26 protein-coding genes are annotated in these 20,437 nt (G+C 49.9%); 1 reads left to right on the forward strand and 25 read right to left on the reverse strand.

Annotated features, from left to right (window positions below; translation table 11 throughout):
- The 19 genes from xseB to ABEW34_RS07845 form a co-directional block, all read right to left on the reverse strand.
- Positions 1 to 255, reverse strand: coding sequence for an exodeoxyribonuclease VII small subunit (gene xseB / locus ABEW34_RS07755; protein ID WP_430156740.1), 255 nt, complete (start codon positions 253 to 255; stop codon positions 1 to 3).
- The gene (xseA, locus tag ABEW34_RS07760) at positions 227 to 1,609 is read right to left on the reverse strand and encodes an exodeoxyribonuclease VII large subunit (RefSeq protein ID WP_430156743.1); all 1,383 of its coding nucleotides are present in this window, start codon (positions 1,607 to 1,609) and stop codon (positions 227 to 229) included. The genes xseB and xseA overlap by 29 nt, the downstream gene beginning before the upstream one ends.
- 4 nt (positions 1,610 to 1,613) lie before the next feature.
- The gene (folD, locus tag ABEW34_RS07765) at positions 1,614 to 2,474 is read right to left on the reverse strand and encodes a bifunctional methylenetetrahydrofolate dehydrogenase/methenyltetrahydrofolate cyclohydrolase FolD (protein ID WP_430158499.1); all 861 of its coding nucleotides are present in this window, start codon (positions 2,472 to 2,474) and stop codon (positions 1,614 to 1,616) included.
- Between the two features lie 49 nt (positions 2,475 to 2,523).
- Entirely contained in the window at positions 2,524 to 2,988 is a 465-nt protein-coding gene (gene nusB / locus ABEW34_RS07770; RefSeq protein ID WP_046231948.1) for a transcription antitermination factor NusB, read from the reverse strand.
- A gap of 328 nt (positions 2,989 to 3,316) precedes the next feature.
- Positions 3,317 to 3,547 carry a DUF2273 domain-containing protein gene (locus tag ABEW34_RS07775; protein ID WP_430156745.1) on the reverse strand — a complete coding sequence of 77 codons (231 nt, stop codon included), beginning with the start codon at positions 3,545 to 3,547 and terminating at the stop codon, positions 3,317 to 3,319.
- A 14-nt stretch (positions 3,548 to 3,561) separates the two neighbouring features.
- Positions 3,562 to 4,119, reverse strand: a complete 558-nt coding sequence (amaP, locus tag ABEW34_RS07780) for an alkaline shock response membrane anchor protein AmaP (RefSeq protein ID WP_430156746.1) — start codon at positions 4,117 to 4,119, stop codon at positions 3,562 to 3,564.
- A 99-nt stretch (positions 4,120 to 4,218) separates the two neighbouring features.
- The gene (locus tag ABEW34_RS07785) at positions 4,219 to 4,626 is read right to left on the reverse strand and encodes an Asp23/Gls24 family envelope stress response protein (protein ID WP_046231945.1); all 408 of its coding nucleotides are present in this window, start codon (positions 4,624 to 4,626) and stop codon (positions 4,219 to 4,221) included.
- 109 nt (positions 4,627 to 4,735) lie between these two features.
- Positions 4,736 to 6,121, reverse strand: a complete 1,386-nt coding sequence (gene accC / locus ABEW34_RS07790; protein WP_430156748.1) for an acetyl-CoA carboxylase biotin carboxylase subunit — start codon at positions 6,119 to 6,121, stop codon at positions 4,736 to 4,738.
- Between the two features lie 48 nt (positions 6,122 to 6,169).
- A complete protein-coding gene (gene accB, locus ABEW34_RS07795) occupies positions 6,170 to 6,670 on the reverse strand; it encodes an acetyl-CoA carboxylase biotin carboxyl carrier protein (protein ID WP_430156751.1) in 501 nt (166 codons plus the stop codon).
- Positions 6,671 to 6,984: 314 nt separating this feature from the next.
- Positions 6,985 to 7,590, reverse strand: a complete 606-nt coding sequence (locus ABEW34_RS07800; RefSeq protein ID WP_430156754.1) for an acetylglutamate kinase — start codon at positions 7,588 to 7,590, stop codon at positions 6,985 to 6,987.
- A 134-nt stretch (positions 7,591 to 7,724) separates the two neighbouring features.
- Positions 7,725 to 8,333 (reverse strand): SpoIIIAH-like family protein, encoded by a 609-nt coding sequence (locus tag ABEW34_RS07805; protein WP_430156757.1) that lies wholly within the window; start codon positions 8,331 to 8,333, stop codon positions 7,725 to 7,727.
- Between the two features lie 35 nt (positions 8,334 to 8,368).
- Positions 8,369 to 9,007 (reverse strand): stage III sporulation protein AG, encoded by a 639-nt coding sequence (gene spoIIIAG, locus ABEW34_RS07810; RefSeq protein ID WP_430156760.1) that lies wholly within the window; start codon positions 9,005 to 9,007, stop codon positions 8,369 to 8,371.
- Positions 9,008 to 9,031: 24 nt separating this feature from the next.
- The gene (spoIIIAF, locus tag ABEW34_RS07815; RefSeq protein ID WP_430156763.1) at positions 9,032 to 9,814 is read right to left on the reverse strand and encodes a stage III sporulation protein AF; all 783 of its coding nucleotides are present in this window, start codon (positions 9,812 to 9,814) and stop codon (positions 9,032 to 9,034) included.
- A gap of 33 nt (positions 9,815 to 9,847) precedes the next feature.
- Entirely contained in the window at positions 9,848 to 11,218 is a 1,371-nt protein-coding gene (gene spoIIIAE / locus ABEW34_RS07820; RefSeq protein WP_430156766.1) for a stage III sporulation protein AE, read from the reverse strand.
- Positions 11,215 to 11,619 (reverse strand): stage III sporulation protein AD, encoded by a 405-nt coding sequence (gene spoIIIAD / locus ABEW34_RS07825; protein WP_046231941.1) that lies wholly within the window; start codon positions 11,617 to 11,619, stop codon positions 11,215 to 11,217. The genes spoIIIAE and spoIIIAD overlap by 4 nt, the downstream gene beginning before the upstream one ends.
- A 36-nt stretch (positions 11,620 to 11,655) precedes the next feature.
- Complete coding sequence (gene spoIIIAC, locus ABEW34_RS07830) at positions 11,656 to 11,859, reverse strand: stage III sporulation protein AC (RefSeq protein ID WP_046231940.1); 204 nt, start codon at positions 11,857 to 11,859, stop codon at positions 11,656 to 11,658.
- 15 nt (positions 11,860 to 11,874) lie between these two features.
- Complete coding sequence (gene spoIIIAB, locus ABEW34_RS07835; RefSeq protein WP_430156769.1) at positions 11,875 to 12,393, reverse strand: stage III sporulation protein SpoIIIAB; 519 nt, start codon at positions 12,391 to 12,393, stop codon at positions 11,875 to 11,877.
- The gene (gene spoIIIAA, locus ABEW34_RS07840; RefSeq protein WP_430156771.1) at positions 12,387 to 13,442 is read right to left on the reverse strand and encodes a stage III sporulation protein AA; all 1,056 of its coding nucleotides are present in this window, start codon (positions 13,440 to 13,442) and stop codon (positions 12,387 to 12,389) included. Before spoIIIAA ends, spoIIIAB begins: the two co-directional genes overlap by 7 nt.
- A gap of 188 nt (positions 13,443 to 13,630) precedes the next feature.
- Positions 13,631 to 13,897: a YqhV family protein gene (locus tag ABEW34_RS07845; protein WP_056029004.1), complete on the reverse strand. Its 267-nt coding sequence runs from the start codon at positions 13,895 to 13,897 to the stop codon at positions 13,631 to 13,633.
- Between the two features lie 160 nt (positions 13,898 to 14,057).
- Between ABEW34_RS07845 and ABEW34_RS07850 the strand changes: the two genes are divergently transcribed.
- Positions 14,058 to 14,774: a 2-phosphosulfolactate phosphatase gene (locus ABEW34_RS07850; RefSeq protein ID WP_430156774.1), complete on the forward strand. Its 717-nt coding sequence runs from the start codon at positions 14,058 to 14,060 to the stop codon at positions 14,772 to 14,774.
- A gap of 78 nt (positions 14,775 to 14,852) precedes the next feature.
- Here ABEW34_RS07850 and ABEW34_RS07855 read toward each other — a convergent pair whose 3' ends face one another.
- The 6 genes from ABEW34_RS07855 to aroQ all read right to left on the reverse strand — a co-directional run bounded on the left by ABEW34_RS07855 (position 14,853) and on the right by aroQ (position 20,421).
- Positions 14,853 to 15,710, reverse strand: coding sequence for an aminoglycoside phosphotransferase family protein (locus tag ABEW34_RS07855; protein WP_430156776.1), 858 nt, complete (start codon positions 15,708 to 15,710; stop codon positions 14,853 to 14,855).
- Positions 15,711 to 15,861: 151 nt separating this feature from the next.
- Complete coding sequence (locus ABEW34_RS07860; RefSeq protein ID WP_430156778.1) at positions 15,862 to 17,115, reverse strand: aspartate kinase; 1,254 nt, start codon at positions 17,113 to 17,115, stop codon at positions 15,862 to 15,864.
- Between the two features lie 116 nt (positions 17,116 to 17,231).
- The gene (locus tag ABEW34_RS07865; RefSeq protein WP_430156781.1) at positions 17,232 to 18,065 is read right to left on the reverse strand and encodes an amino acid ABC transporter substrate-binding protein; all 834 of its coding nucleotides are present in this window, start codon (positions 18,063 to 18,065) and stop codon (positions 17,232 to 17,234) included.
- A 190-nt stretch (positions 18,066 to 18,255) separates the two neighbouring features.
- Positions 18,256 to 18,813 carry an elongation factor P gene (gene efp, locus ABEW34_RS07870; protein WP_046231928.1) on the reverse strand — a complete coding sequence of 186 codons (558 nt, stop codon included), beginning with the start codon at positions 18,811 to 18,813 and terminating at the stop codon, positions 18,256 to 18,258.
- 69 nt (positions 18,814 to 18,882) lie between these two features.
- Positions 18,883 to 19,956: a M24 family metallopeptidase gene (locus ABEW34_RS07875; RefSeq protein WP_430156784.1), complete on the reverse strand. Its 1,074-nt coding sequence runs from the start codon at positions 19,954 to 19,956 to the stop codon at positions 18,883 to 18,885.
- A gap of 24 nt (positions 19,957 to 19,980) precedes the next feature.
- Positions 19,981 to 20,421 carry a type II 3-dehydroquinate dehydratase gene (aroQ, locus tag ABEW34_RS07880; RefSeq protein WP_430156786.1) on the reverse strand — a complete coding sequence of 147 codons (441 nt, stop codon included), beginning with the start codon at positions 20,419 to 20,421 and terminating at the stop codon, positions 19,981 to 19,983.
- Positions 20,422 to 20,437: the final 16 nt, after the last annotated feature.

The raw sequence follows: 20,437 nt of genomic DNA on the forward strand, positions 1-20,437 counted from the left end.
CTATTCTCCTTTGTCTTCGCTCGGTGGAGCAAACGTTTTTTTCTGAAAGCCCTGCTCTGTCTCAATAAGTGTCTCGATCTTCTGCTCCACCTGCTCCAGCTTGCCACTGCACAGCTTCGACAGACGCATGCCCTCTTGAAATAGATCAATCGCTGTTTCTAGCGGAACATCGCCGTTTTCAAGCTTTTCTACAATCGTGTCAAGCTGCTCCATTGCCTGTTCAAAACTAAGCTCGATTGCTTCCTTTTTTGCCACTGCTGCTCTCTCCTTCCGACGAAGATACTTCGCAGGTCAGCTGCCCATCGGCTAGTTTAACCTTTACGGTATCCCCTGCCTTCACATCTGCTACTGACTTGACCAAACGCTGCTCCGACTCCTCATAAACTAACCCGTATCCTCTCGCCATTACCTTCAGCGGACTAAGCGCATCAAGCTGGCGTATGGAGCTATGAAGCTTAAGCTGCTTCTCCTGCAGCGTTTGCTGGATGATCTGTTCCAGCCGTTTCGAAGTTCCTTTGAGCCTGCTTGCCGCAAACTGCACGCGCTGCCCTGGATGATGCCCGGCAAGCGTCGCTTGCAAACGCTCCAGCCTGCTACGCCCGCGCTGCGCTGCCTTAAGCGTCCGCTGGCGCAAGCGTTCCTCCAGCAAATCAAGACGCTGCGCCTGCTCCAGCAAATATTTGCGAGGATAAAGGAAAAATGGGGAACGGCGCACACGGGCAAGCTGCTCCTTGCGGCTGCGAATAAGCTGGCGCAGCGATTGCTCCAATTGCTGGCGCTGCCTGCTTAAATGCTTCTCCAGCTCGGCTGCATGCGGTACAGCCAGCTCTGCCGCTGCCGTAGGCGTCGCTGCACGCAAGTCTGCAACGAAATCAGCAATCGTATAATCGGTCTCATGGCCGACGGCGCTAATGATTGGAATATCGGATGCCGCTATACTGCGCGCTACCTGCTCCTCATTAAACGCCCAAAGCTCTTCAAGCGAGCCACCGCCGCGCCCTACAATTAATACGTCGATTTCTCCAAAACGGTTCATTGCTTCTATCGCATGTGAAATGGAAGGTGCTGCTTGCGCTCCTTGCACTAGAACCGGATAAACATAAATACGCGCAGCAGGATAACGGCGCTGCAGCGTAATCATCATATCGCGAACTGCTGCCCCTGTCGGCGAAGTAATCAGCCCGATCGCTCCAGGAAAGCGTGGTATCGGGCGTTTGCGCTCAGCGGCAAACAGCCCTTCTTCCTCCAGCTTGCTCTTGAGCTGCTCGAAAGCGAGATACAAGCTCCCGATACCATCAGGCTGCATGGCGGCCACATAAAACTGATAGTTGCCATCCCGCTCATAGACTGAAATGTTTCCGCGCGCCATCACTTTAGCGCCTTCACGAGGAATAAAAGGCAGCCGTTGGTTATGCGAAGCAAACATGACGCACTTCAACCGACTGTCTTTATCCTTAAGCGTAAAATACATATGGCCGCTGGAATGATGCGTAAAATTAGAAATCTCTCCGCGCAGCCACACATCGCCAAGCACAGCGTCCGAGTCCATTTTCATCTGGATATATCGGTTAATGTCCTTTATCGAATAAACCCGCGGCTGTTCTTTCATCGCCTTACTCTCCGATCCCGTTTGCGCGTTTGGCTGCCTTAATCGTGTTCTGGATCAGCATCGTAATCGTCATTGGACCAACGCCGCCCGGTACTGGCGTAATATAACCGGCTGTTTCCAGGCAATCCTCGTAATCCACATCGCCCGCCAGCTTGCCATCAGGCAGACGGTTAATGCCCACATCAATAACGACTGCTCCTGGCTTCACAAACTTGCTGTCAATCGCTTTCGCTTTGCCGATGGCTACGACAAGAATGTCCGCCTGTTTTGCGATCTCTTCCATGTTGGCTGTTTTGGAATGGCAGATCGTCACCGTAGCATGTTCTCTAAGCAGCAGCATCGCGACAGGCTTGCCGACAATATTGCTCCGTCCAATGACAACGGCATGCTTCCCTGCAATATCAACGCCGCTGCGTTTAATCAGTTCAATAACGCCTGCCGGCGTACATGGCAGCAAGCTATCATCGCCTATTACCAGATTACCCACACTTTCAGGATGGAAACCGTCGACGTCCTTTTCCACTCGAATCGCATCAATAACGGCTTTCTCGTTAATATGCTTAGGCAGCGGCAGCTGCACCAAAATACCATTAATGCTATCCTGCTCATTAAGCTTGGCAATCAGCGCCAAAACTTCCTCCTCCGTTGCCGATTCGGCCAAACGGTGAACCTCGGAGTATAATCCGAGCTGCTGGCAGGCTTTTTCCTTGGAACCGACGTATACTTTAGAAGCAGGATCATCTCCAACCAATACAACTGCAAGACCCGGAACAACACCCTTTTCTTTAAGCGAAGCCGTATCTGCCCCAATTTCCTCACGAATAAGATCCGAAATCTGTTTGCCTAATATGATATGTGCGCTCATCATGTGTCGCTCCCCTTCTTGCCGACCGGCTTTCTCCGCCAGCGGTTCCTTAGTTTGTATGATCAGGCTCGGCTTTCAGCTGCTCAAGTCCGCTAATCAGCTTGCCTAACACGCCATTTACGAACTTGCCAGACTCTTCCGTGCCAAAATGCTTAGCGAGTTCAATTGCTTCATTTATAACCGCTTTCGGTGGTACATCGTTGCTGAAGACCATCTCAAAACAAGCCAGACGCAAAACCTGGCGGTCTACCCGAGATAGCCTGTCTACCTGCCAGCCGGTCAAATGATCCTGCAGCATGTCGTCAATAGCCGCTTTGCGCTCCGCGACGCCCATTACAAGCTGTCTTACAAAATCATCATCCGTATTGCCAATATCTCCTGGCTCTGCGCCGATCTCATTAGCGGAATGAGCCTCTTCAAGAAGCATGTCCACCGCTTCATCAGCCGTGACTTCATTCATTTCCATCTGGTACAAACTTGATACTGCAATTTCTCTCGCTAATCTACGTTTCATGGGACCTCCAAAGCAGTTGCACTGCTTACTGAAATTTATTATTGCTAGCGTAAACGGCTGAAGCCGTCCTTTGGCGGCAAAGCTTCCGTTTCGCGGGTGAAATATAAGCCTATTTATAAGTGTAAAGCTTATAAATTCTTATATTTTAGGAATAACGCTGACGGCGTCCTTTCTATATAGACGCCATCGTTTTGGCGAAACGTATAGAGAAAGGATGGAAACAGCATCTCCCTTTATAAAGTCTCAGAACTTCAAAAAAACCTATGATCTCCTCCCTGCCTCGAACAACCGGCAATCCGGCTTCCGGAGAACGGAGGAGACCACAGGATTATCTAAACGGGCGAAATCTTTCCATTAAAACACTCCATACTTGCTGCCATGGAGCGATCGGATCCTGCCGCAAGTCTTTCTTTTTGCCTATCCAATACCCAACTGAAATGAGCAGCATAAAAATCAGCATATCCCAAAAACCTGCAAACAAATACACGAAGCCAAAAAAGAGTCCTGCTGCTGCGCCAATTGTCCGCTTTCCGTAATGAACCCAAAATTCCCTCCACATCCGCTAGCCCACCTCTATTCCACGCGACTCTTGTACATGCCTGTCTGAATGACATTCGCTACAAATACCGTCACATTTGAAACCGGTATCCCTGTAATATCCTCAATATGGCTTTTGACAGCAAGCTGAATCTCTTCCGTGATCGTTGGGATTGAGCTTTCTCCATCAACAAACACGCGAAGCACGATGTCAAGGCCAGAGTCGGAAGTACGAATGCGCGCACGCAAATCTTTAACCCCACGACGCTTGGAAGCTGCTTTGAGGGCTAGATTTTCAATCGTTTCAATGGAAATGCGAATGTCGCCAAAATCTGTCCGTTGATCTATGGAAGGCGGAGCTGCAGAGCCTCGATGCAAGGAAACAATAAAAAATCTCAAGCTGAGCAAAAACAATACAATCCCAGCTATCATAACGGAAATCTGGATCGATGGCTGCTCAAACATACGGTCTAAAGCCGTAAGAAGCGCTCGCTTCGAAATCCAATTAAAGCCAATACATGCGATCATAATGGAAGCGGCACCGATTACAATGCTATAAATAAACAATAGCAACTTGTCCACAATTCTAAACAATGCAAATGCCTCCTCCGGGCAGACCGAATGAAAACCCCCTTGCGCCGAGCGGCATGCCGATCACGAGGGGGTTATAGTCAATTCTCTTCCATACAGTTATTACTTGACGCGCAGCAGTTGGTCTTCCTCTACCGGCTTCTCGGCAGCTTTGAAATGAACATCGTGAATATGTACGTTCACTTCAATAACATGAAGACCTGTCATCGTTTCAATCGAACGTTTCACATTACGCTGAATTTCCGAAGCAATTTCTGGGATGCGGTTGCCATATTCCACAATAATGGATACATCAATCGCCGCCTCACGCTGTCCAACATCAACTTTAACGCCTTTAGACAAATTTTTGCGGCCAAGCATCTCCGCGATTCCGCCTGCGAAACCGCCGCTCATGCCAGCTACACCAGGCACCTCAACTGTAGCCAGTCCAGCAATGACTTCAATAACCTCGGGTGCGATCTGAATAACGCCAATGTCCGTTTTCTCATACTCTGTTGCTGTTGTACTCATGATAGCTTTACACCTCCCTAAAGTTGCGCGTCCCGCTCTGCATCAAGCGGGTAAAGCTTCCGCATCTTATTTCTATACTATAGCATTCGCCATGAAATATGACAAACCATTACAGATTGTCCCCAGCTATTGCTGCAGCCTGCTCTGGGTGGAAAACATCATATTCCTCGAGGAACTTGATATCAAAATTTCCTTCAATAAACTTTGGATGCTCCAGCAGTTTTTGATGGAAAGGAATCGTTGTTTTTATGCCTTCAATCGCGAATTCAGACAAAGCTCGTTTCATGCGGGCAATCGCTTCCTCTCGCGTTCTTCCCCAAACGATCAGCTTGGCAATCATGGAGTCATAATGCGGCGAAATCGTATAACCCGGATAAACTGCGCTGTCCACCCGCACGCCAGTACCGCCCGGCGCCAGATAGAACGGAATGTGTCCAGGAGACGGCATAAAATTGCGCTCGGAATCCTCAGCGTTTATCCGGCATTCTATCGACCAGCCATTAATCGCAAGATCTTCCTGCTTAAAGGAAAGCGGATTGCCTTCCGCTACGGAAATCATCTCTTTTATCAGATCAACATTCGTTATCATTTCTGTAACGGGATGCTCAACCTGAATACGAGTATTCATTTCCATAAAATAAAACTGGCCATCCGGCCCAAGCAAAAATTCAAGCGTTCCTGCGCCTGAATATTGAACGGAAAGCGCTGCGCGAACAGCCGCTTGCCCCATCGCTTCACGAAGCTCCGGAGAGAGAACTGGGCAAGGCGCTTCTTCGACCAATTTCTGGCGACGACGCTGAACCGAGCAATCGCGTTCAAAAAGATGCACAGCGTTGCCATGCTTGTCCGCCATAATTTGAACTTCGACATGCTTCATGCCTGTCAAATATTTTTCTAAATAGACGCCTGCATTGCCGAAGGCTTTCTGAGCTTCCTGCTGCGCCGTCGTAATTTGCGAAACGAGCATTTCCTCGCTGTCTGCAATACGGATGCCTTTGCCGCCCCCGCCTGCAGTTGCTTTTATGATAACGGGATAGCCGATCTGACGTGCAACTTCAACCGCTTCTTCCATTGTCTCAATGAGGCCTTCAGAGCCTGGAATAACCGGAACGTTTGCTTGCTGCATCGTTTGCTTGGCTACCGCCTTGTCGCCCATTTTGCTAATCGCCTCAGGTGAAGGCCCGATAAACGTAATGTTGCACGATTCGCAAAGCTCCGCGAAATTCGCATTTTCTGCAAGGAAGCCATAGCCTGGGTGAATCGCATCGCATTCCGTTATGGTCGCAACGCTCATCAGGTTCGTTAAATTCAAATAGCTGTCCTTCGACAAAGTAGGCCCGATGCAATAAGCTTCATCTGCAAGGCGCACATGCAGCGAATCGCGATCCGCCTCCGAATAAACGGCTACGCTTGCAATGCCGAGCTCGCGGCAAGCCCGAATAATACGCACGGCGATTTCGCCGCGGTTGGCAATAAGAATTTTTTGGAAATTCACATTGTTACTCCTTTCAAATGGCTAGTTCTCCCAGAAGGAGCAATGCTGTTATTCCGGTTTCACCAGAAATAGCGGCTGCCCGTATTCCACCAATTGGCCATTCGTTACAAGTACTTCGACGATTTCGCCGCGCACTTCCGCTTCCAGCTCGTTCATAAGCTTCATCGCTTCCAAAATGCAAACGACGCTTTTCTCGGATACACGGTCGCCCGGTTTTACGAATACCGCAGCCTCAGGGCTTGGCGAGCTGTAAAACGTACCAACCATGGGGGACGTGATTTGGTGCAAATTCTCACTTGCAGCGCGCGCTGCAGGCGTCTCAGACGCTGTAGACTGTGAAGCTGGATCAATAGCAGGTGCTTGTGTGTAAACGGGAGCAGGCTGCTGTGAATATGTATGCATTAGCGGGGCTGCTTGCACATTGACGACTTCCGTTTTCCCGGGCTTGCGAATTAGCAGGCGAGTCCCTTCGTTTTCGATTTCCAGCTCATGAACGGAGGTTTGATCGACCAGCTTGATCAATTCTTTAATCTCGCTCAATTTGAACATGAATTTTTCACTCCTTAAAGTTTTGCGGTAGCAAAACCGCATAGTAGCTTATCTTGCATTGTTCACTTTTATTAATGGGCACAATAACGTTTAACATTATATCATAAACGCTGAGGAACACGAATTATTTTTTACAAATGCATAAAATAACCCTTAAACAGCTGCCTGTTCCCTTCGTAATAAACGTCCCAAGCACTTCATAGCTTCAGTCGCAGCATCCAGAATAATGGTCGAGGCAGGCAAAAATGAACCGCGCATCATTAAAAAACGCAGTCCAGGAGATAAAACAAAGCCTGAACTCCGCTCTTTTTTGATTAAATAGAAAAGAAAGAAGGAAACTGCCGGATAATTCCGTTCGTCATTACGTCTGCCATTTCAACCGCCTGCGGTTCAATTTGATCATTCAGGGCGACGTTTTGCTCATAGTTTTTAGCAAACCGTGCCGCAACTTCACTCGTAAGCAGCCTCAGATGCTCATCAAGCATCCTTTTCCATTCCTCTTTAGACCAATAGGGATTTATCCGGCTCAGGAAGTCGGCAATGTTATCTGCGTTCATATACCAGCGTTTTTGAGCATCAGCTGCCGCTGCGCTATCGCCAGCCTGAAGCGCCTTGACGAGTTCAACTGCAATGACAAGATGCTCCCGCAGCAGCTCGGCAAACCTTGCCGCAATCGCCCTTCCATAAAAAGGTTCAAGCACTGCTGCAAAGTCTGTTGGGTTCCTTAGCAGCCTAGCGGTCGTTGCTTGTTCGTCCCCAAGACGGTCAACAATGCTGTTCACCGTCAATCTTGTCCAGTACACATGCTGTACCCACAATGCCCGCAGCTTGCGGTTCAATTCCATGCTAGACGATGTCCAGCAAACAGGATGAAGCGGTTTGGCCAATTGCTGGGGATGAGAAGGATAATAGCGATACATAATATATCGTTGGCTCCTTTTTAATTTTTTACATTATATAGGCTTAGTGTGAGTGTCGTGCATGATGGGCATAAAAAAAACCGGAAGCGCCAGCTTAACTGACGTCCGGGATTTTCTGCTCTGGCAACGATTAATTAAGGTACAAATTGCACCGATACCTGATCTGCATTGATTTCCATTTTTTTCATAACGAGATCCACAATATCAGCTGCTTGATTTTTCTCCAGCTTCTCGCTGGCTACGACGACTTTATAAACGTTGTTTTCTTCATCTACGATGGCGGATTCATAGTTTTGCATCAGTTGCTCTTCAAGCTCTGTCAGCTTTACATTTTTTTCTTCAAGCATGGACAGCTGTTTTGCCGCTTCAGTGGATTTTTCTTTATCTACCTGCGTATTTGCGATATCTGCCATCAGCTTATCAAGCTCCTCGTTGTTTTCCTGCGTCCGCTTCTCCTGAATATCGGCGAATACGCTCGTTGCCGGGGCCCCTTGCTCATACTGTTCCAGTACCTCTTTGTCAGCCTCGCTCACTCCATTGTCCGCACCTTGCTGGACCTCATCCACAACGATGCCGTTGCCCGCAGCCTCAGTCGCACCCTGTTTCACCGTCTGCTCGAGCTGCGAGTTGTCTGTCAGCAAATCTGGCGAGCTTGCATCCTGCGTAAACAAGTAATAGGCGGACAGTACCACCATCAAGCTGAGCATCGATACGAGCCAAATCGTTTGTCTTTTCGTGTTCATGTGAACACCCTCCTCAAAATGGTATAAAAGCTAAACTACTGCTTCCTCGGTGCAACAGAAATACGGGATGCCGCGACATTCACGCCTTTTTCGACCGCATCTATAATTAAACGCCTGACGGTTACGTTTTCCGCACCCTTGGCTACGATAAGGATACCGCGAATGCGCGGGTTGATCCTCTTTTTAACAATGGGCTTCTGATCGCCAGACACCTCAACGAGTACGACCTCTCCATCCTTGTTAATCGCCGTAATATGCCGTTTGCCCCCGTTTTTGTCATTCTCGTCTGTAACCGACTGCGTCTCCTTCTCGTTGCGTTCAACGACGATTTCCTCTGTCGAATCAATGGTGACCAGTACATCCACTTCGCCAACACCGACGATTTTCTCTAAAATTTCTTTCAGCCTCGCCTCCAGCGGCTGCTCCACCGCTTCGAATGAGGCTCCTTCATTCGAGCCCGGGCTGGTCCAGGCCGTGTCATCTACTGATTGCAGAATTTGCCCCTGCCCCTGTATGGAAGGCTCAACCTTGTTAAAGGTGAGAAAAGAATTAATCAGCATCAGAAGCGCTCCAACACAGCCGATAATGAGCAGGAGGCGCAGCATTTTTACTCGCTTCGGTCCCCCAGGGCCTCCGCCCGCCATCGCTTCCAGCTTCTCCAGCCACTTCGCCACCTGTCATTACCCACTCCTTTCGCTTCACTTTTCTCCGCGAATGCTTGCTGGCTGGCGAATAATGATGGCATCGGGCGATAAGCCCCAGCCCTCGGCGAGCACAGCTCTCGTCTGCTTATCAAGCTCTGCGCTGACGGGCTGCCATAACGGCTCATCAGCAGCACTCTGCTCTTCTGATGACTGATTCGGCCCAGTCTCCAGCAGCTCAGGCACCATAACCTCCACGCTTACTGGTTCCACTGCTTCGACCTGTCCATTTCCCTCCTGTACATCCTGTGTCGAATTCGCTTCCGCAATTGCAGGAGATCCTCTCGGCGAGACTGCCTCTTCTTCAGGAAGCATCTGGGGAAACGTCACTGTCACCGTATCCATATCGACCATCTCAACATCCCCTTCCTTGATCCATTTCAGTTTGACTTCAACCGAGCTTGCCGACTGGCCCGTATAGCGGACGATTGCGGTTTCCATCGCTTTGGAAAGCGTACTGCCGGTCAGGCTAGCCGCCTGCTGCTGCTGCTTTCGTTTAAGCTCCTCTGCCTGACGCTGAATGTCGGCAAGCGTTGGCATTTTCACCTGCCGCTGGGCTGTGCTCATCTCCCATTGCTGAATGCCCGCGCTCAGTCCCGCCGTTACGTCGCCTTGCAGCAGGCGAAGCAGTGGAGATAGCAGCGTCAGCAGAACAAGAAGGCCGATAACAAGTCTGGCATAGCGCAGCATCGCCTTGTTGGGCAGCAGCAGCTCGGTGCATACAGCGAGCATAATGACAGCGATAATGTCACGCAGCCACTCGCCCAGCCAAGCTACCATGCGATTCGCCCCCTTTTTTTTCAAGCAACCGGTTTACCGCACCATCATTGCTGCATTTCCTGCTGTCAGCACGATCGTTACCGCCAGGAAAAACATTAAGCTGACAGCAGCCAGCGCAGCAAATACATAGATCAGCGTCTTGCCAATCGTTTGCAGGCAGGCCACAATCGGTGAATCTCCCAGCGGCTGCATGACGGCGGCGCATACATTGTAAATTAGTGCCAGTGTCAAAATTTTGATTGCGGGAAAAGCACTGATAAACAGCAGCATAATGACGCCTGCGAGCCCGATTGCATTTTTCGCCAGCATGGACGCCGATATGACGGTATCCGCAGCATCCGAAAACATGCGCCCGACGACAGGAACAAAATTGCCTGTGACGAACTTGGCCGTTCGCATCGTTACACCGTCGGTCACCGCTCCCGTCGCTCCCTGCACCGAGACGACACCGAGAAAAATCGTAACCAGCGCGCCTAAAATGGTAATACTGATGCTGCGCAGCAGATTGGCAAGCTGGGTCACCTTGAAACGCTCGGTCATGGCGCTGACGATATGCAAAACGGCCGAGAAGAACAGCAGCGGAAATACGAGCGTATAAACGAGCGTGCCTACGACATGAATCATAAAAATAATGAGCGGATGCAGCACCGACACCGTTACAACATTGCCCATCGACGCAAGCAGCGCGAGCAGCAGCGGAAGCATCGCCAGCATGAATTGGATCATGTTTTCTATCGCTTCCTTCGCATAGCCGATCGCTACATTAAAGCTGTTGACCGTGATGATAAGGATGACCATAAAGGTAATAGAATAAGCTACCTTACTGACCGCATTGCGCTCGAAGGCGTTTTGCAGCGTTTCCAGCATCATGCTGAATACGGTAAGCGTGACGATTGTGACCAGCAGCTTGCCATTGTAGAGCACCTCGTGCAGAAAATAAGACAGCAGACCTTTCAGCACCGTTTCCAGCTTGAGCCCTTCTCCGCCCGGCAGCAGCATTTGGGCAAAGCTTGGCAGCTTCTGCTCAGGGAAAAATCCGCCATATTCGTTTTTGAGCTCGTTCCAGTATTTCTCCACCGCATCCGTATCCATATCGTTCAGCCCGCTGCCGGTCAGCTGCCCGAGTGCGGCTTGCGCCTGGGCCTGCTGTGTTTGCTGCTGCTGCAAGGACTGCGATTGCTGACTTTGCGGAGTCTGCTGCGACTGCTGGGTCTGTGGAGAAGACGTTGGCTGCGAAGCTAGCTGCGGATAAGAAGCCTGCTTCGACTGCCAGGCTGAAGTTGACACACCTTGCGCTGCGGCCTCCGAGCTTGGCACAAGCAGCAAAAAGTACAATATAGCCGCTAACACCGTAAACCACACGGCATTCGGCGGATAGGAGCTGCCAGCAAGCTTTATCCTCAACTGGCTCCTCCTCCTGTCGGCAGCAGGTTGATGACCGTTTCGATAATGACGCTGATGATCGGGACCGCCATGACAAGAATTAATATTTTGCCAGCGAATTCGATTTTCGACGCAATGCTTTCCTGTCCGGCATCCCTTACAATTTGAGCGCCAAATTCAGCGATGTAGGCGATGCCGATTATTTTCAGCACCGTCTTTAAATAAATAGAAGGAATGCCGGAGCGATTCGCCAAATCAGAAAGCACCGCGATGACGGAATCGATTTTGCCAAGCAGGAACAGAAAAATAAAGAGGCCGGTAAATGCCGCAAGCAGGAAAGCGAACAGCGGCTTTTGCTCTCGAACGACAAGGATGAGGACTGTTGCAATCAGCCCAAGACCGACGATTTGAATGATTTCCACTTCGCTTCACCTACTTGCGGCTTCTCTTCAAGCTGGCTACTGAAACAGAAAAATCGTTTTAATTTCCTGAAACAGCTCGTTCAGCATACGCACGACCATAAACAGCACGACAACAAAGCCGATTAATGTCACCCAATGCGCCATATCTTCCTTCCCCATCTGCTTAAGCACCGTATGAATCATCGCGATGATAATTCCGATACCGGCTATTTGGAAAATGGCGCTCACATCCATATTCATTTCCGCGGCACCCCATTAAACCATCAAAATAACGAGCAGCACGGCGATTAAAACGCCGAGGCTTTTCCACATCGTCTCATACCTCGCCTGATCTTCCCGCGCCGAATCTTCCTCCGCCTTGAGTTGAATGAGCGCCAGCTTCAAATGCTTAAGCTGGTCCTCACGGTCGCTAATACCGAGCGTTGAGCCAAGACGGATCAACACCGCCTGCTCGCTTGCCCGCATGGCCGTAGCTCCCCAAACCTCGCGAACCGCCCGCTCCCAGCTTTCTGGAAACGATAGCCCTTCATCGCTTGCAAGCCCTTCCGCGGCAAGCATCAGCATTCGGTTGAGTGGAGCCGGAACAAAAGCTGCGGTTCGATTCAGCGCCTCCGGCAGCGGGGTATGCCCGTAGCCAATTTCCGTTTCAAGCCTCTGAAGCGCGTGAGCAGTATGGCGAAGCTGGCGGGGCCTAGCGGCAAAACGCGCCGCCTGCTGGAAGCCAAGCATCGTTCCGGCGAACAAAATGAGCAGCGCGCCAAGCAGTTTCAGCACATGGCATCGCCCCGCATCAGCCCGGAAAACAAGGGCGCAGCATCTTCGGCTAATCGCGATACTGCTGCCGTTGGCTCGCGTGCCGCCCAGCCTCTTACGCAAGCTTCCGCCGTAAGCACCCGGTGCATAATGCCCGAAGGCGTTCGGCGAAGCTCGACGATAAGGGAGAACGCTCCTTCCTCCAGCAGCGAGCGCAATACAGGCCGCCCTCTAGCATCCTCGGCATCATACGCATGAGCTGTCGCTATGACGCTGACTCCGGCATGGCTCGCTTCCCGAATCGCCTCGCCATCCTCGGGCCGTCCAATCTCATCAGCAATAATGACATCTGGCGACATCGAGCGCAGCAGCATCATCATTCCTTCCGCCTTCGGACAAGCATCCATGACGTCGGAGCGCGGGCCAATATCAAAGGTTGGAATGCCTCGCACACAAGCGGCTATTTCCGAGCGCTCGTCCACGATTGCAACTTTTCTGCCCGGCCAGCTGGCGGCATCTCCGCCTCCCCATAACCCGTAGCTGACGGATCTTGCAATGTCGCGAACGAGCGTCGTCTTGCCCTGCTGTGGAGGGGCTAGCAGCAGCGTGGAGCGGATCGTTTTGCGAGATCGGTCAAGCAGCTTCGGTATGAGAGGAGTCGCTGAGCCGGGAACCTCTCTGGCAATGCGAATATTAAAGGCGCCTATTTCCCGAATGCCGCGGACGCTGCCGTTATCGAGAACAGTACGCCCTGCAAGTCCAACCCGATGACCTCCTGCAACTGTAATGAAGCCCCGCCTGAGCTCCTCTTCCATGGCATACAAGGAGTAGTTGGTCATCCGCTCCAGCAGCTTGCGGCATAGGTCAGCAGTAGGCTTGTACGCTCCGCCTGCTTGCGTTAAGAGCGTGCCATCGTTTGCAGCGAAACGCGATTGGCCTGCCATGCCAATTTCTAGCGGACGCCCTTCGCGAATCCGTATCTCTTCCAGCTGCTCCTGAACCTGCGCAGGCAGCCGTTCCAATATCGCTTTCAGCTCTAGCGGCAGCAAATGCGTAATACGGCTAAGCATGCGTTCATCACTCCCGGATGTTTGTCCTTAGTCCTCTTATATGTATGCTTGGCCAGCTAAAATATGTCCAACTGGATTCATATTGCTAGATTAGAATTTATTTAACTAGGAGCAGACCGCCTCTTATTACGAGAACAGCAGAAAATTATAGAAAAGGCCTTCGTACTCGAGTACAGCGCCGTTTCTCGTTATTTTTTCAAAATACCAATCATTAAACATAGAATGCCTGCTGCTACCCAAGCAAATTTGCTATAGGACAGCTTGTCTGCAAGCCCTACCAAACCAATCGTCGTCGTCGCAATCAAAATCAGCGGCCCTACTAACGCCAAAGAGGAATTGACGAGAAGCGCCTTGTCGATCTGATTGAGTTTAAGCATAATAATAGCTGCGCAAATTTCGATGGTTCCCGAGGCAAAGCGCAAGGATGCCATTGCCAGCACAATTTTATTCAGCATAAAAATCCACCTCCACCCTTGTCCAGCCGACCTGTTTCTAGCTTATGCAGCAGACCACTGCATTCATGACCGCTGCACTTGGGACACATGCCCAGAAGAAGGTGCATATATTGCAGGCATAAGGCTAAGAGAAGCTAGGCAAAGAAAGGCGGATTACGACATGCAAGTTGAGGTCATATCAAGCGTGAATGAAGCCAGCCAGGCGCGCTTCCATCATAAAACAGCCATCGTTGTCGATGTATTGCGGGCTGGCAGCACGATTGTGACGGCGCTTGCGGCCGGGGCCGAAGCCATCGTACCTGTAGAAACAGTTATGGAGGCCAAAGCAGCGCAGCGGCCGGGGGATTTGCTAGGGGGGGAACGATTTTGCCGCAAAATATCCGGCTTTGACCTTGGCAATTCGCCTGATGAATATGAAGCGAATACGGTTCGCAACCGCCGTATTATTTTGACCACAACGAACGGAACGCGCGCGCTGCAAAAATCCTCCCGTGCCGATTACGTATTGACAGCCGCGCTAATGAACGCCGCTGCCTGCGCCCGTGCGGCGCTCGCGCTGCGGCGCGATGTCGTCATTTTATGCGCAGGCTATAATGATGCTTTCGCTGCCGAGGATGGCTATGGCGCCGGACTGCTGCTTGAGCGGATGATGCAGGCAGGCATAAATGCTTTGGAGCTGGACGACTTCGCAATCGCTATGCTCGGCTTCTACCGCAGCCGCAGTTCTGCTGCGCTCGAAACACTCGCCTCCGGATCCACAGGCAAGCGGCTGCTCAAGCTTGGTCTCCAGCGGGATATTGAAGCATGCGCAGCCGTCGATATTTATAAAGACGTTCCCGTACTGCAAGGAGAGAAGCTCGTGCTGGTGACTCGCTGAATGGCTTATAAAAATAAAAGCAGCAGACTAAGGCGAGAAAATCACGCCCTAGCCTGCTGCTAGTCTCGCTTTAGGCTGCTACTCCAGCACAAGCGCTTTATTGAGAAATTTATTTTTCATTATTTTGTGATTAATCCGTTCGATCGTTGATTCATCTTTAGGGACTGGTGCGAATCTATAGAGCAATAACCATCTGAGGCACGCAATGGCTTCAAACCTTTGAACTTCTTCCTTATCAAATTCACTTTGTGCTAAATATGCATGTTGGAATACCGTGGCCAAGGGTTCCCCATTGTATAAATAAATTAAAAAGCTCGTCCAGGCAAAATCATACCTGGCATCCCCTAATTGCCCATTGGTCCAGTCAATGATCGTATATTTCCCTTGCTTTTCTACTACGTTGCCTAAGTTAAAGTCACCGTGGATAAACTTATTTTGCTGCATATTTGAACCATTAATTAGCTCTATTAATTCCGATTGAATGTCTTGATGCTCTTCGATTTGCGGGTAAAAATAACGGATAAAATCGTATTTTCTATGAAGCAGAGGATCTAATTTCTGGGCGGATACTTGATGGATGTCCAACAATAATTGAGCCAAATTCTCAACTTGCTGATTCGATATTTGGGAGAGCGGGCTGCCATCATAGCTGGTTAACAGCGCCTTATGCCCAGAAGCGGTGTGACCCCATCCATACGCTGCCGAAACAGAAATGCCTATGTTCCTAAGCGCTTGCAGCAGGACATATTGAAAATGAACATCTGGATCGGAATCCTTGTTCCATATTTTTAGAACAAAGCTGTCCGTAACAGACGAATATTTCCACACATGAGCCTCCAGTCCAGCCGGCATGCTGCTGCAGGCTAGTTCTTGTTTCAGCAGCTCATTCATGAAACTTGTGCTCTCAGCCCAAACCATTTCATTTAAAAATGCCACATTGGATCCTCCTTCCATTTAGATTAATCATAACCAATCGTACTTAAGCTTACCACTCTGTACATCTTCATATATGCAAAAAAGGCAAAGAGCGTTTGCTCCTTGCCTTTTTCTATGTCTCTTACATGTTTCTTACATTAAAGCAAGTCGTCTAACGACGGTCCTGTGGCCCGCCAACGAAAGCTTGCTCTGCCGTATCCAAACCGTATGCCGTATGCAGTGCACGCACCACTTCTTGCAGCGGCTCAGCGTCGATGACGCAGGAAAGTCTGATTTCAGAAGTGCTGACCATCTTAATGCTGATGCCAAGACCTGAAATCGCTGCGAACATCGTAGCAGCTACACCTGGATTGCTGACCATGCCAGCACCGACGATTGAAACCTTAACCAGGTTTTCTTCGGAAGTCACTTTGTTGTAGGGAAGCTCTCCGTGCAGATTTTCAATGACTGCAACCGCTTTGTCTTTATCATCGAGCGAAAGCGTGAAGGAGAAGTCGGCTGTGCCGTCCTGTACGCCGCTTTGCACAATAATGTCTACATCCACGCCATTATTTGCAAGCGCGCCAAATACTGTCGCGAGCACGCCTGGCAAATCAGGAACGCCCAGAATGCTTATTCTAGCTACATTTTTATCGAATGCAATACCGCGAACGACAGCGCCTTGTTCCATCGTTACTTCCTCCTTTACACTTGTACCTTCGTTGTAGGTAAAGCTTGAACGAACGACCAACTTTACATTGTAATGCTTTGCGTATTCAACCGCGCGCGGATGAAGCACAGCAGCTCCCAGATGGGCAAGCTCCAGCATTTCATCATACGAAATTTCATCCAGCTTGCGAGCGCATTTCACCACGCGCGGATCGGTCGAATAAATGCCATCCACATCAGTGTAAATTTCGCACACATCTGCTTTAACCGCAGCTGCCAGCGCAACTGCCGTCGTGTCGGAGCCGCCACGTCCCAGCGTCGTAATGTCGCCATCCTCGGACATGCCTTGAAAACCAGCTACGATAACAATATGGCCCGCATCCAGCTCCTTAATCATGCGCTCCGTACGAATATCTGTAATTTTCGCCTTGCTGTGTACAGCATCCGTACGAATTCCCGCCTGCCAGCCTGTCAACGAAACGGCGTGGTGTCCCAGCTGGTGAATCGTCATCGACAAAAGCGCTACCGATATTTGCTCGCCTGTCGTAAGCAGCATATCCATCTCGCGCGCTGGCGGATTAGGATTAAGCAGCTTCGATTGGTCGATCAGATCATCCGTTGTATCCCCCATTGCTGATACGACAACAACAACACGGTTTCCCGCCTGTTGATTCTCAATAATACGTTTTGCTACCCGTTGCATCCGCTCCGGCGTTCCCACCGAGCTTCCGCCAAACTTCATCACTATCAACGACAAAGCTGACTCACTCCCAACCTTGACATATACATGCAAGTCAATATTATAGCACAACCGTCATACATCTGGGTATATCCCATCACAAAAATACAAGCAACCTTCACAGCTTCAGCATGCTATTTGGAAACGTCGGTATCGAAATATTTTGTTGAAATTTCCAAATAAGTACCGTCCTTTTTCATATCCGCAAGCGCCCCATTGACTGCGATAACAAGCTCATCATGCCCTTTCGTAAACAAAGCGCCGCTTGCCGTTGCCTCCGACATTTCATCAACAATTTTGAGCGGTGCCTCCGGCTGGCGATGCAACAAGTCTAAATACGTTAACCCATCATTAACCGTCGCGTCCACTTCACCGGACAACAACAAGGAAATCGCATCATCAAAACCTTTGGACGGCACAATTTCCGCGCCGTACCGCTGTGCAATATCAAGCAAATTGCTTGTCAGCGATTGTGCCGCCTTTTTCCCTTGCAAGTCAGTAAGCTTCTTAATATCTGTGTTATCCTGCTTCACAATCAGCACAATATGGGAGTAAATATAAGGATCGGAAAAATAATATTGCTCCAGTCGATCGTCCCGAATACTGACTTGATTAAAAACAACATCGAACTTCCCCGCATCAAGTCCCGCAAATATTTCATCCCATGGCGTTTCAATAAATTCTGGATCCACGCCGATACGCTTGCTAATTTCCGCAGCTATCTCTACATCGAATCCGACAAGCTTCCCGTTTTCGTCTCGATAAGTAAAAGGCGCATACGTTCCTTCCGTTCCTATACGCAGCTTGCCGCTTGCTTGAACAGCCTTCAGGGAGTTTTGCCCACCAGTCGCCGCTTCGCCCGAACTTGCAGCTGGCTGATTCGTTGCATGTGGCTTTGGTCCCGTGCCACATGCCACCAACAAGAACCAACAGGCTACCAGCAGAAAAACAAAGCTTTTTCTTGCCATTCACTCTACTCCTCTACGTCATCGCTAGATGCATGAGCTTAACTATTATATTGAATGTTACAATAGCAAGCCTTTATCCATCAATGCTTTTTGGGAGAAAAATGAGAAGTTCGTGTGAAGTTTAGTCCATTCATATAAAAAAGCTGCTCAAAGGGTTAGTTGCACCCTTGAAGCAGCTCATTGCCATCTCCTATGCGCGGGAGATGTATTTTCCTTCGCGAGTATCGATCAACAGCACATCGTCCTCATTAATGAACAATGGAACTTGTACGTTGTGTCCCGTTTGAAGCTTTGCATTTTTAGTTGCGCCGGTTGCCGTGTTGCCTTTAATGCCTGGCTCCGTCTCAATAACTTTCAGCTCAACGCTGTTCGGCATTTGGATACCGATGATTTCGCCTTGGTAGCTGGAGATGTTGACCGTCATGTTCTCGATCAGGAAGTTGATTTCCCATTTCAGCTGCGATTCGTTAAGCTCGAACTGGTCATACGTTTCGTTATCCATGAACGTGTACTCGGAACCGGAGTTGTACAAGTATTGTACAGCACGGTTTTCGATGATCGCACGAGCAAGCGATTCGCCTGCACGGAACGTTTTCTCAACAACGTTGCCGTTGCGGAGGTTTTTCAGCTTGGAGCGGACGAATGCCGCGCCTTTGCCTGGCTTAACGTGCTGGAAATCGGTTACGGAAAAAATGTCGCCATCTACTTCAATGGTCAATCCTGTTTTAAAATCATTTACTGAAATCACTGCTGATTACCTCCTGGGATTAGAAAAATAGCAAGCTTGATCGTGCTCGTTTACCGCTGTTACCACAACTTAGCCTAAAGTAAGAAACGCTTTAGTGGATGCGGTTAATATTTTAATACCGGTGTCCGTAATTACGATGTCATCCTCGATCCTTACTCCGCCGAAACCGGGGAGATAGATGCCAGGCTCAACCGTTACCGTCATACCGGGGGTTAAAATCGTTTCGCTAAGCTTGGACAGACGCGGAGCCTCATGCACTTCCATGCCGAGTCCGTGTCCGGTGCCGTGACCGAACTTGTCGCCATAGCCGTATTTCGTAATGACATCGCGTGTCAAAGCATCCGCAACACGTCCTGTCATACCCGGACGGATATGAGCAAGGGCATTCAACTGCGCTTCCAGCACAATGTCATAAATTTCGCGATGCTTGTCCGTTGGCGTACCAACGACAACCGTACGCGTAATATCAGAGCAATATCCTTTCAGATAGGCGCCGAAATCCAGCTTCACGAATTCATTGTTGCCGATAACCCGCTCACTTGCTTTGCCATGCGGCAGGGCTGAGCGCTCTCCGGACGCTACGATCGTCTCGAACGAAGAGGAATGAGCACCGTGGCTGCGCATGAAAATTTCCATCTCCAGCGCGATATCGCTTTCCTTCACGCCAGGCTGCAGCAGCTTCTGGATATGCGTAAATGTCGCATCCGCCAGATCGGCAGCCTCCTGCATCACTTGAAGTTCCGCTTCATCCTTGATCATCCGCAGGCCTTCAACAAGCCCCGCTACTGGATGAAGGGCAATGTCGCCAAGCACAGCCGTCCAATCAGCGAATTCGCCGTAAACGACATGCTCCTGCTCAAAGCCCAGCTTGCTGATTTTTCTCGCTTTCAACAGCTCTTTCACCGTTTCCATCGCTTTAGGCGCATGCTCAACGATTTCATAGCCGATCGCCTGCTCAGGAGCCTGCGTCATATAGCGGAAATCGGTCAGCAAAATGCTGTCGCTTAACGTAATGAGGACCATACCAGAGGAGCCTGTAAATCCGCTAATATAACGGCGATTGTATTCGCTGTTAATAAGTAAAGCTTCCAGACCCAGCTCCATAAGGGCGCTGCGCAAGCGATTCACTCTTTCCTTTGACATTTATGTTCATCCCCTTTCCGTTTTTTAAGTCATCTTCAGCTTACGAGCGAGTGCCGCAAGGCCAAGCTCATAGCTCTGTGGACCGAAACCGGCAATTTGCCCGACCGCTACAGGTGCAATAACCGACACGTGACGGAATGCCTCGCGCGTATGTATGTTCGACAAATGCACCTCAACTACAGGAAGAGCTACCGTACTTAAAGCATCACGCAGCGCATAGCTGTAATGCGTAAACGCTCCAGGATTAATAAGTATGCCATTCTCTGCGCCATAAGCGCTATGTATCCGATCAATAAGCGCGCCCTCATGGTTGGATTGAAAAAAATCCAGCTGTACATTCAGCCCCTTCGCCTGCTCCAGCAAGTTAGCCTCAATATCAGCAAGCGTAGCCGATCCATAAATTCCTGGCTCACGAACACCAAGCATATTCAGATTCGGGCCATTAAGCACCAGAATTTTGAGCATTTGCACACCTCCCTAA

This window comes from Paenibacillus algorifonticola (genome assembly GCF_050481745.1).
Classification (GTDB): Bacteria; Bacillota; Bacilli; order Paenibacillales; family Paenibacillaceae; genus Pristimantibacillus; species Pristimantibacillus algorifonticola_A.

Coding starts and splice junctions, on each gene's coding strand:
- xseA (WP_430156743.1), bottom strand. CDS start 1,609: ATGAAAGAACAGCCGCGGGTTTATTCGATAAAGGACATTAACCGATAT.
- folD (WP_430158499.1), bottom strand. CDS start 2,474: ATGAGCGCACATATCATATTAGGCAAACAGATTTCGGATCTTATTCGT.
- nusB (WP_046231948.1), bottom strand. CDS start 2,988: ATGAAACGTAGATTAGCGAGAGAAATTGCAGTATCAAGTTTGTACCAG.
- ABEW34_RS07775 (WP_430156745.1), bottom strand. CDS start 3,547: ATGTGGAGGGAATTTTGGGTTCATTACGGAAAGCGGACAATTGGCGCA.
- ABEW34_RS07785 (WP_046231945.1), bottom strand. CDS start 4,626: ATGAGTACAACAGCAACAGAGTATGAGAAAACGGACATTGGCGTTATT.
- accB (WP_430156751.1), bottom strand. CDS start 6,670: ATGTTCAAATTGAGCGAGATTAAAGAATTGATCAAGCTGGTCGATCAA.
- ABEW34_RS07800 (WP_430156754.1), bottom strand. CDS start 7,590: ATGTATCGCTATTATCCTTCTCATCCCCAGCAATTGGCCAAACCGCTT.
- ABEW34_RS07805 (WP_430156757.1), bottom strand. CDS start 8,333: ATGAACACGAAAAGACAAACGATTTGGCTCGTATCGATGCTCAGCTTG.
- spoIIIAF (WP_430156763.1), bottom strand. CDS start 9,814: ATGGTAGCTTGGCTGGGCGAGTGGCTGCGTGACATTATCGCTGTCATT.
- spoIIIAC (WP_046231940.1), bottom strand. CDS start 11,859: ATGAATATGGATGTGAGCGCCATTTTCCAAATAGCCGGTATCGGAATT.
- spoIIIAA (WP_430156771.1), bottom strand. CDS start 13,442: ATGCTTAGCCGTATTACGCATTTGCTGCCGCTAGAGCTGAAAGCGATA.
- ABEW34_RS07845 (WP_056029004.1), bottom strand. CDS start 13,897: ATGCTGAATAAAATTGTGCTGGCAATGGCATCCTTGCGCTTTGCCTCG.
- ABEW34_RS07850 (WP_430156774.1), top strand. CDS start 14,058: ATGCAAGTTGAGGTCATATCAAGCGTGAATGAAGCCAGCCAGGCGCGC.
- ABEW34_RS07865 (WP_430156781.1), bottom strand. CDS start 18,065: ATGGCAAGAAAAAGCTTTGTTTTTCTGCTGGTAGCCTGTTGGTTCTTG.
- ABEW34_RS07875 (WP_430156784.1), bottom strand. CDS start 19,956: ATGTCAAAGGAAAGAGTGAATCGCTTGCGCAGCGCCCTTATGGAGCTG.
- aroQ (WP_430156786.1), bottom strand. CDS start 20,421: ATGCTCAAAATTCTGGTGCTTAATGGCCCGAATCTGAATATGCTTGGT.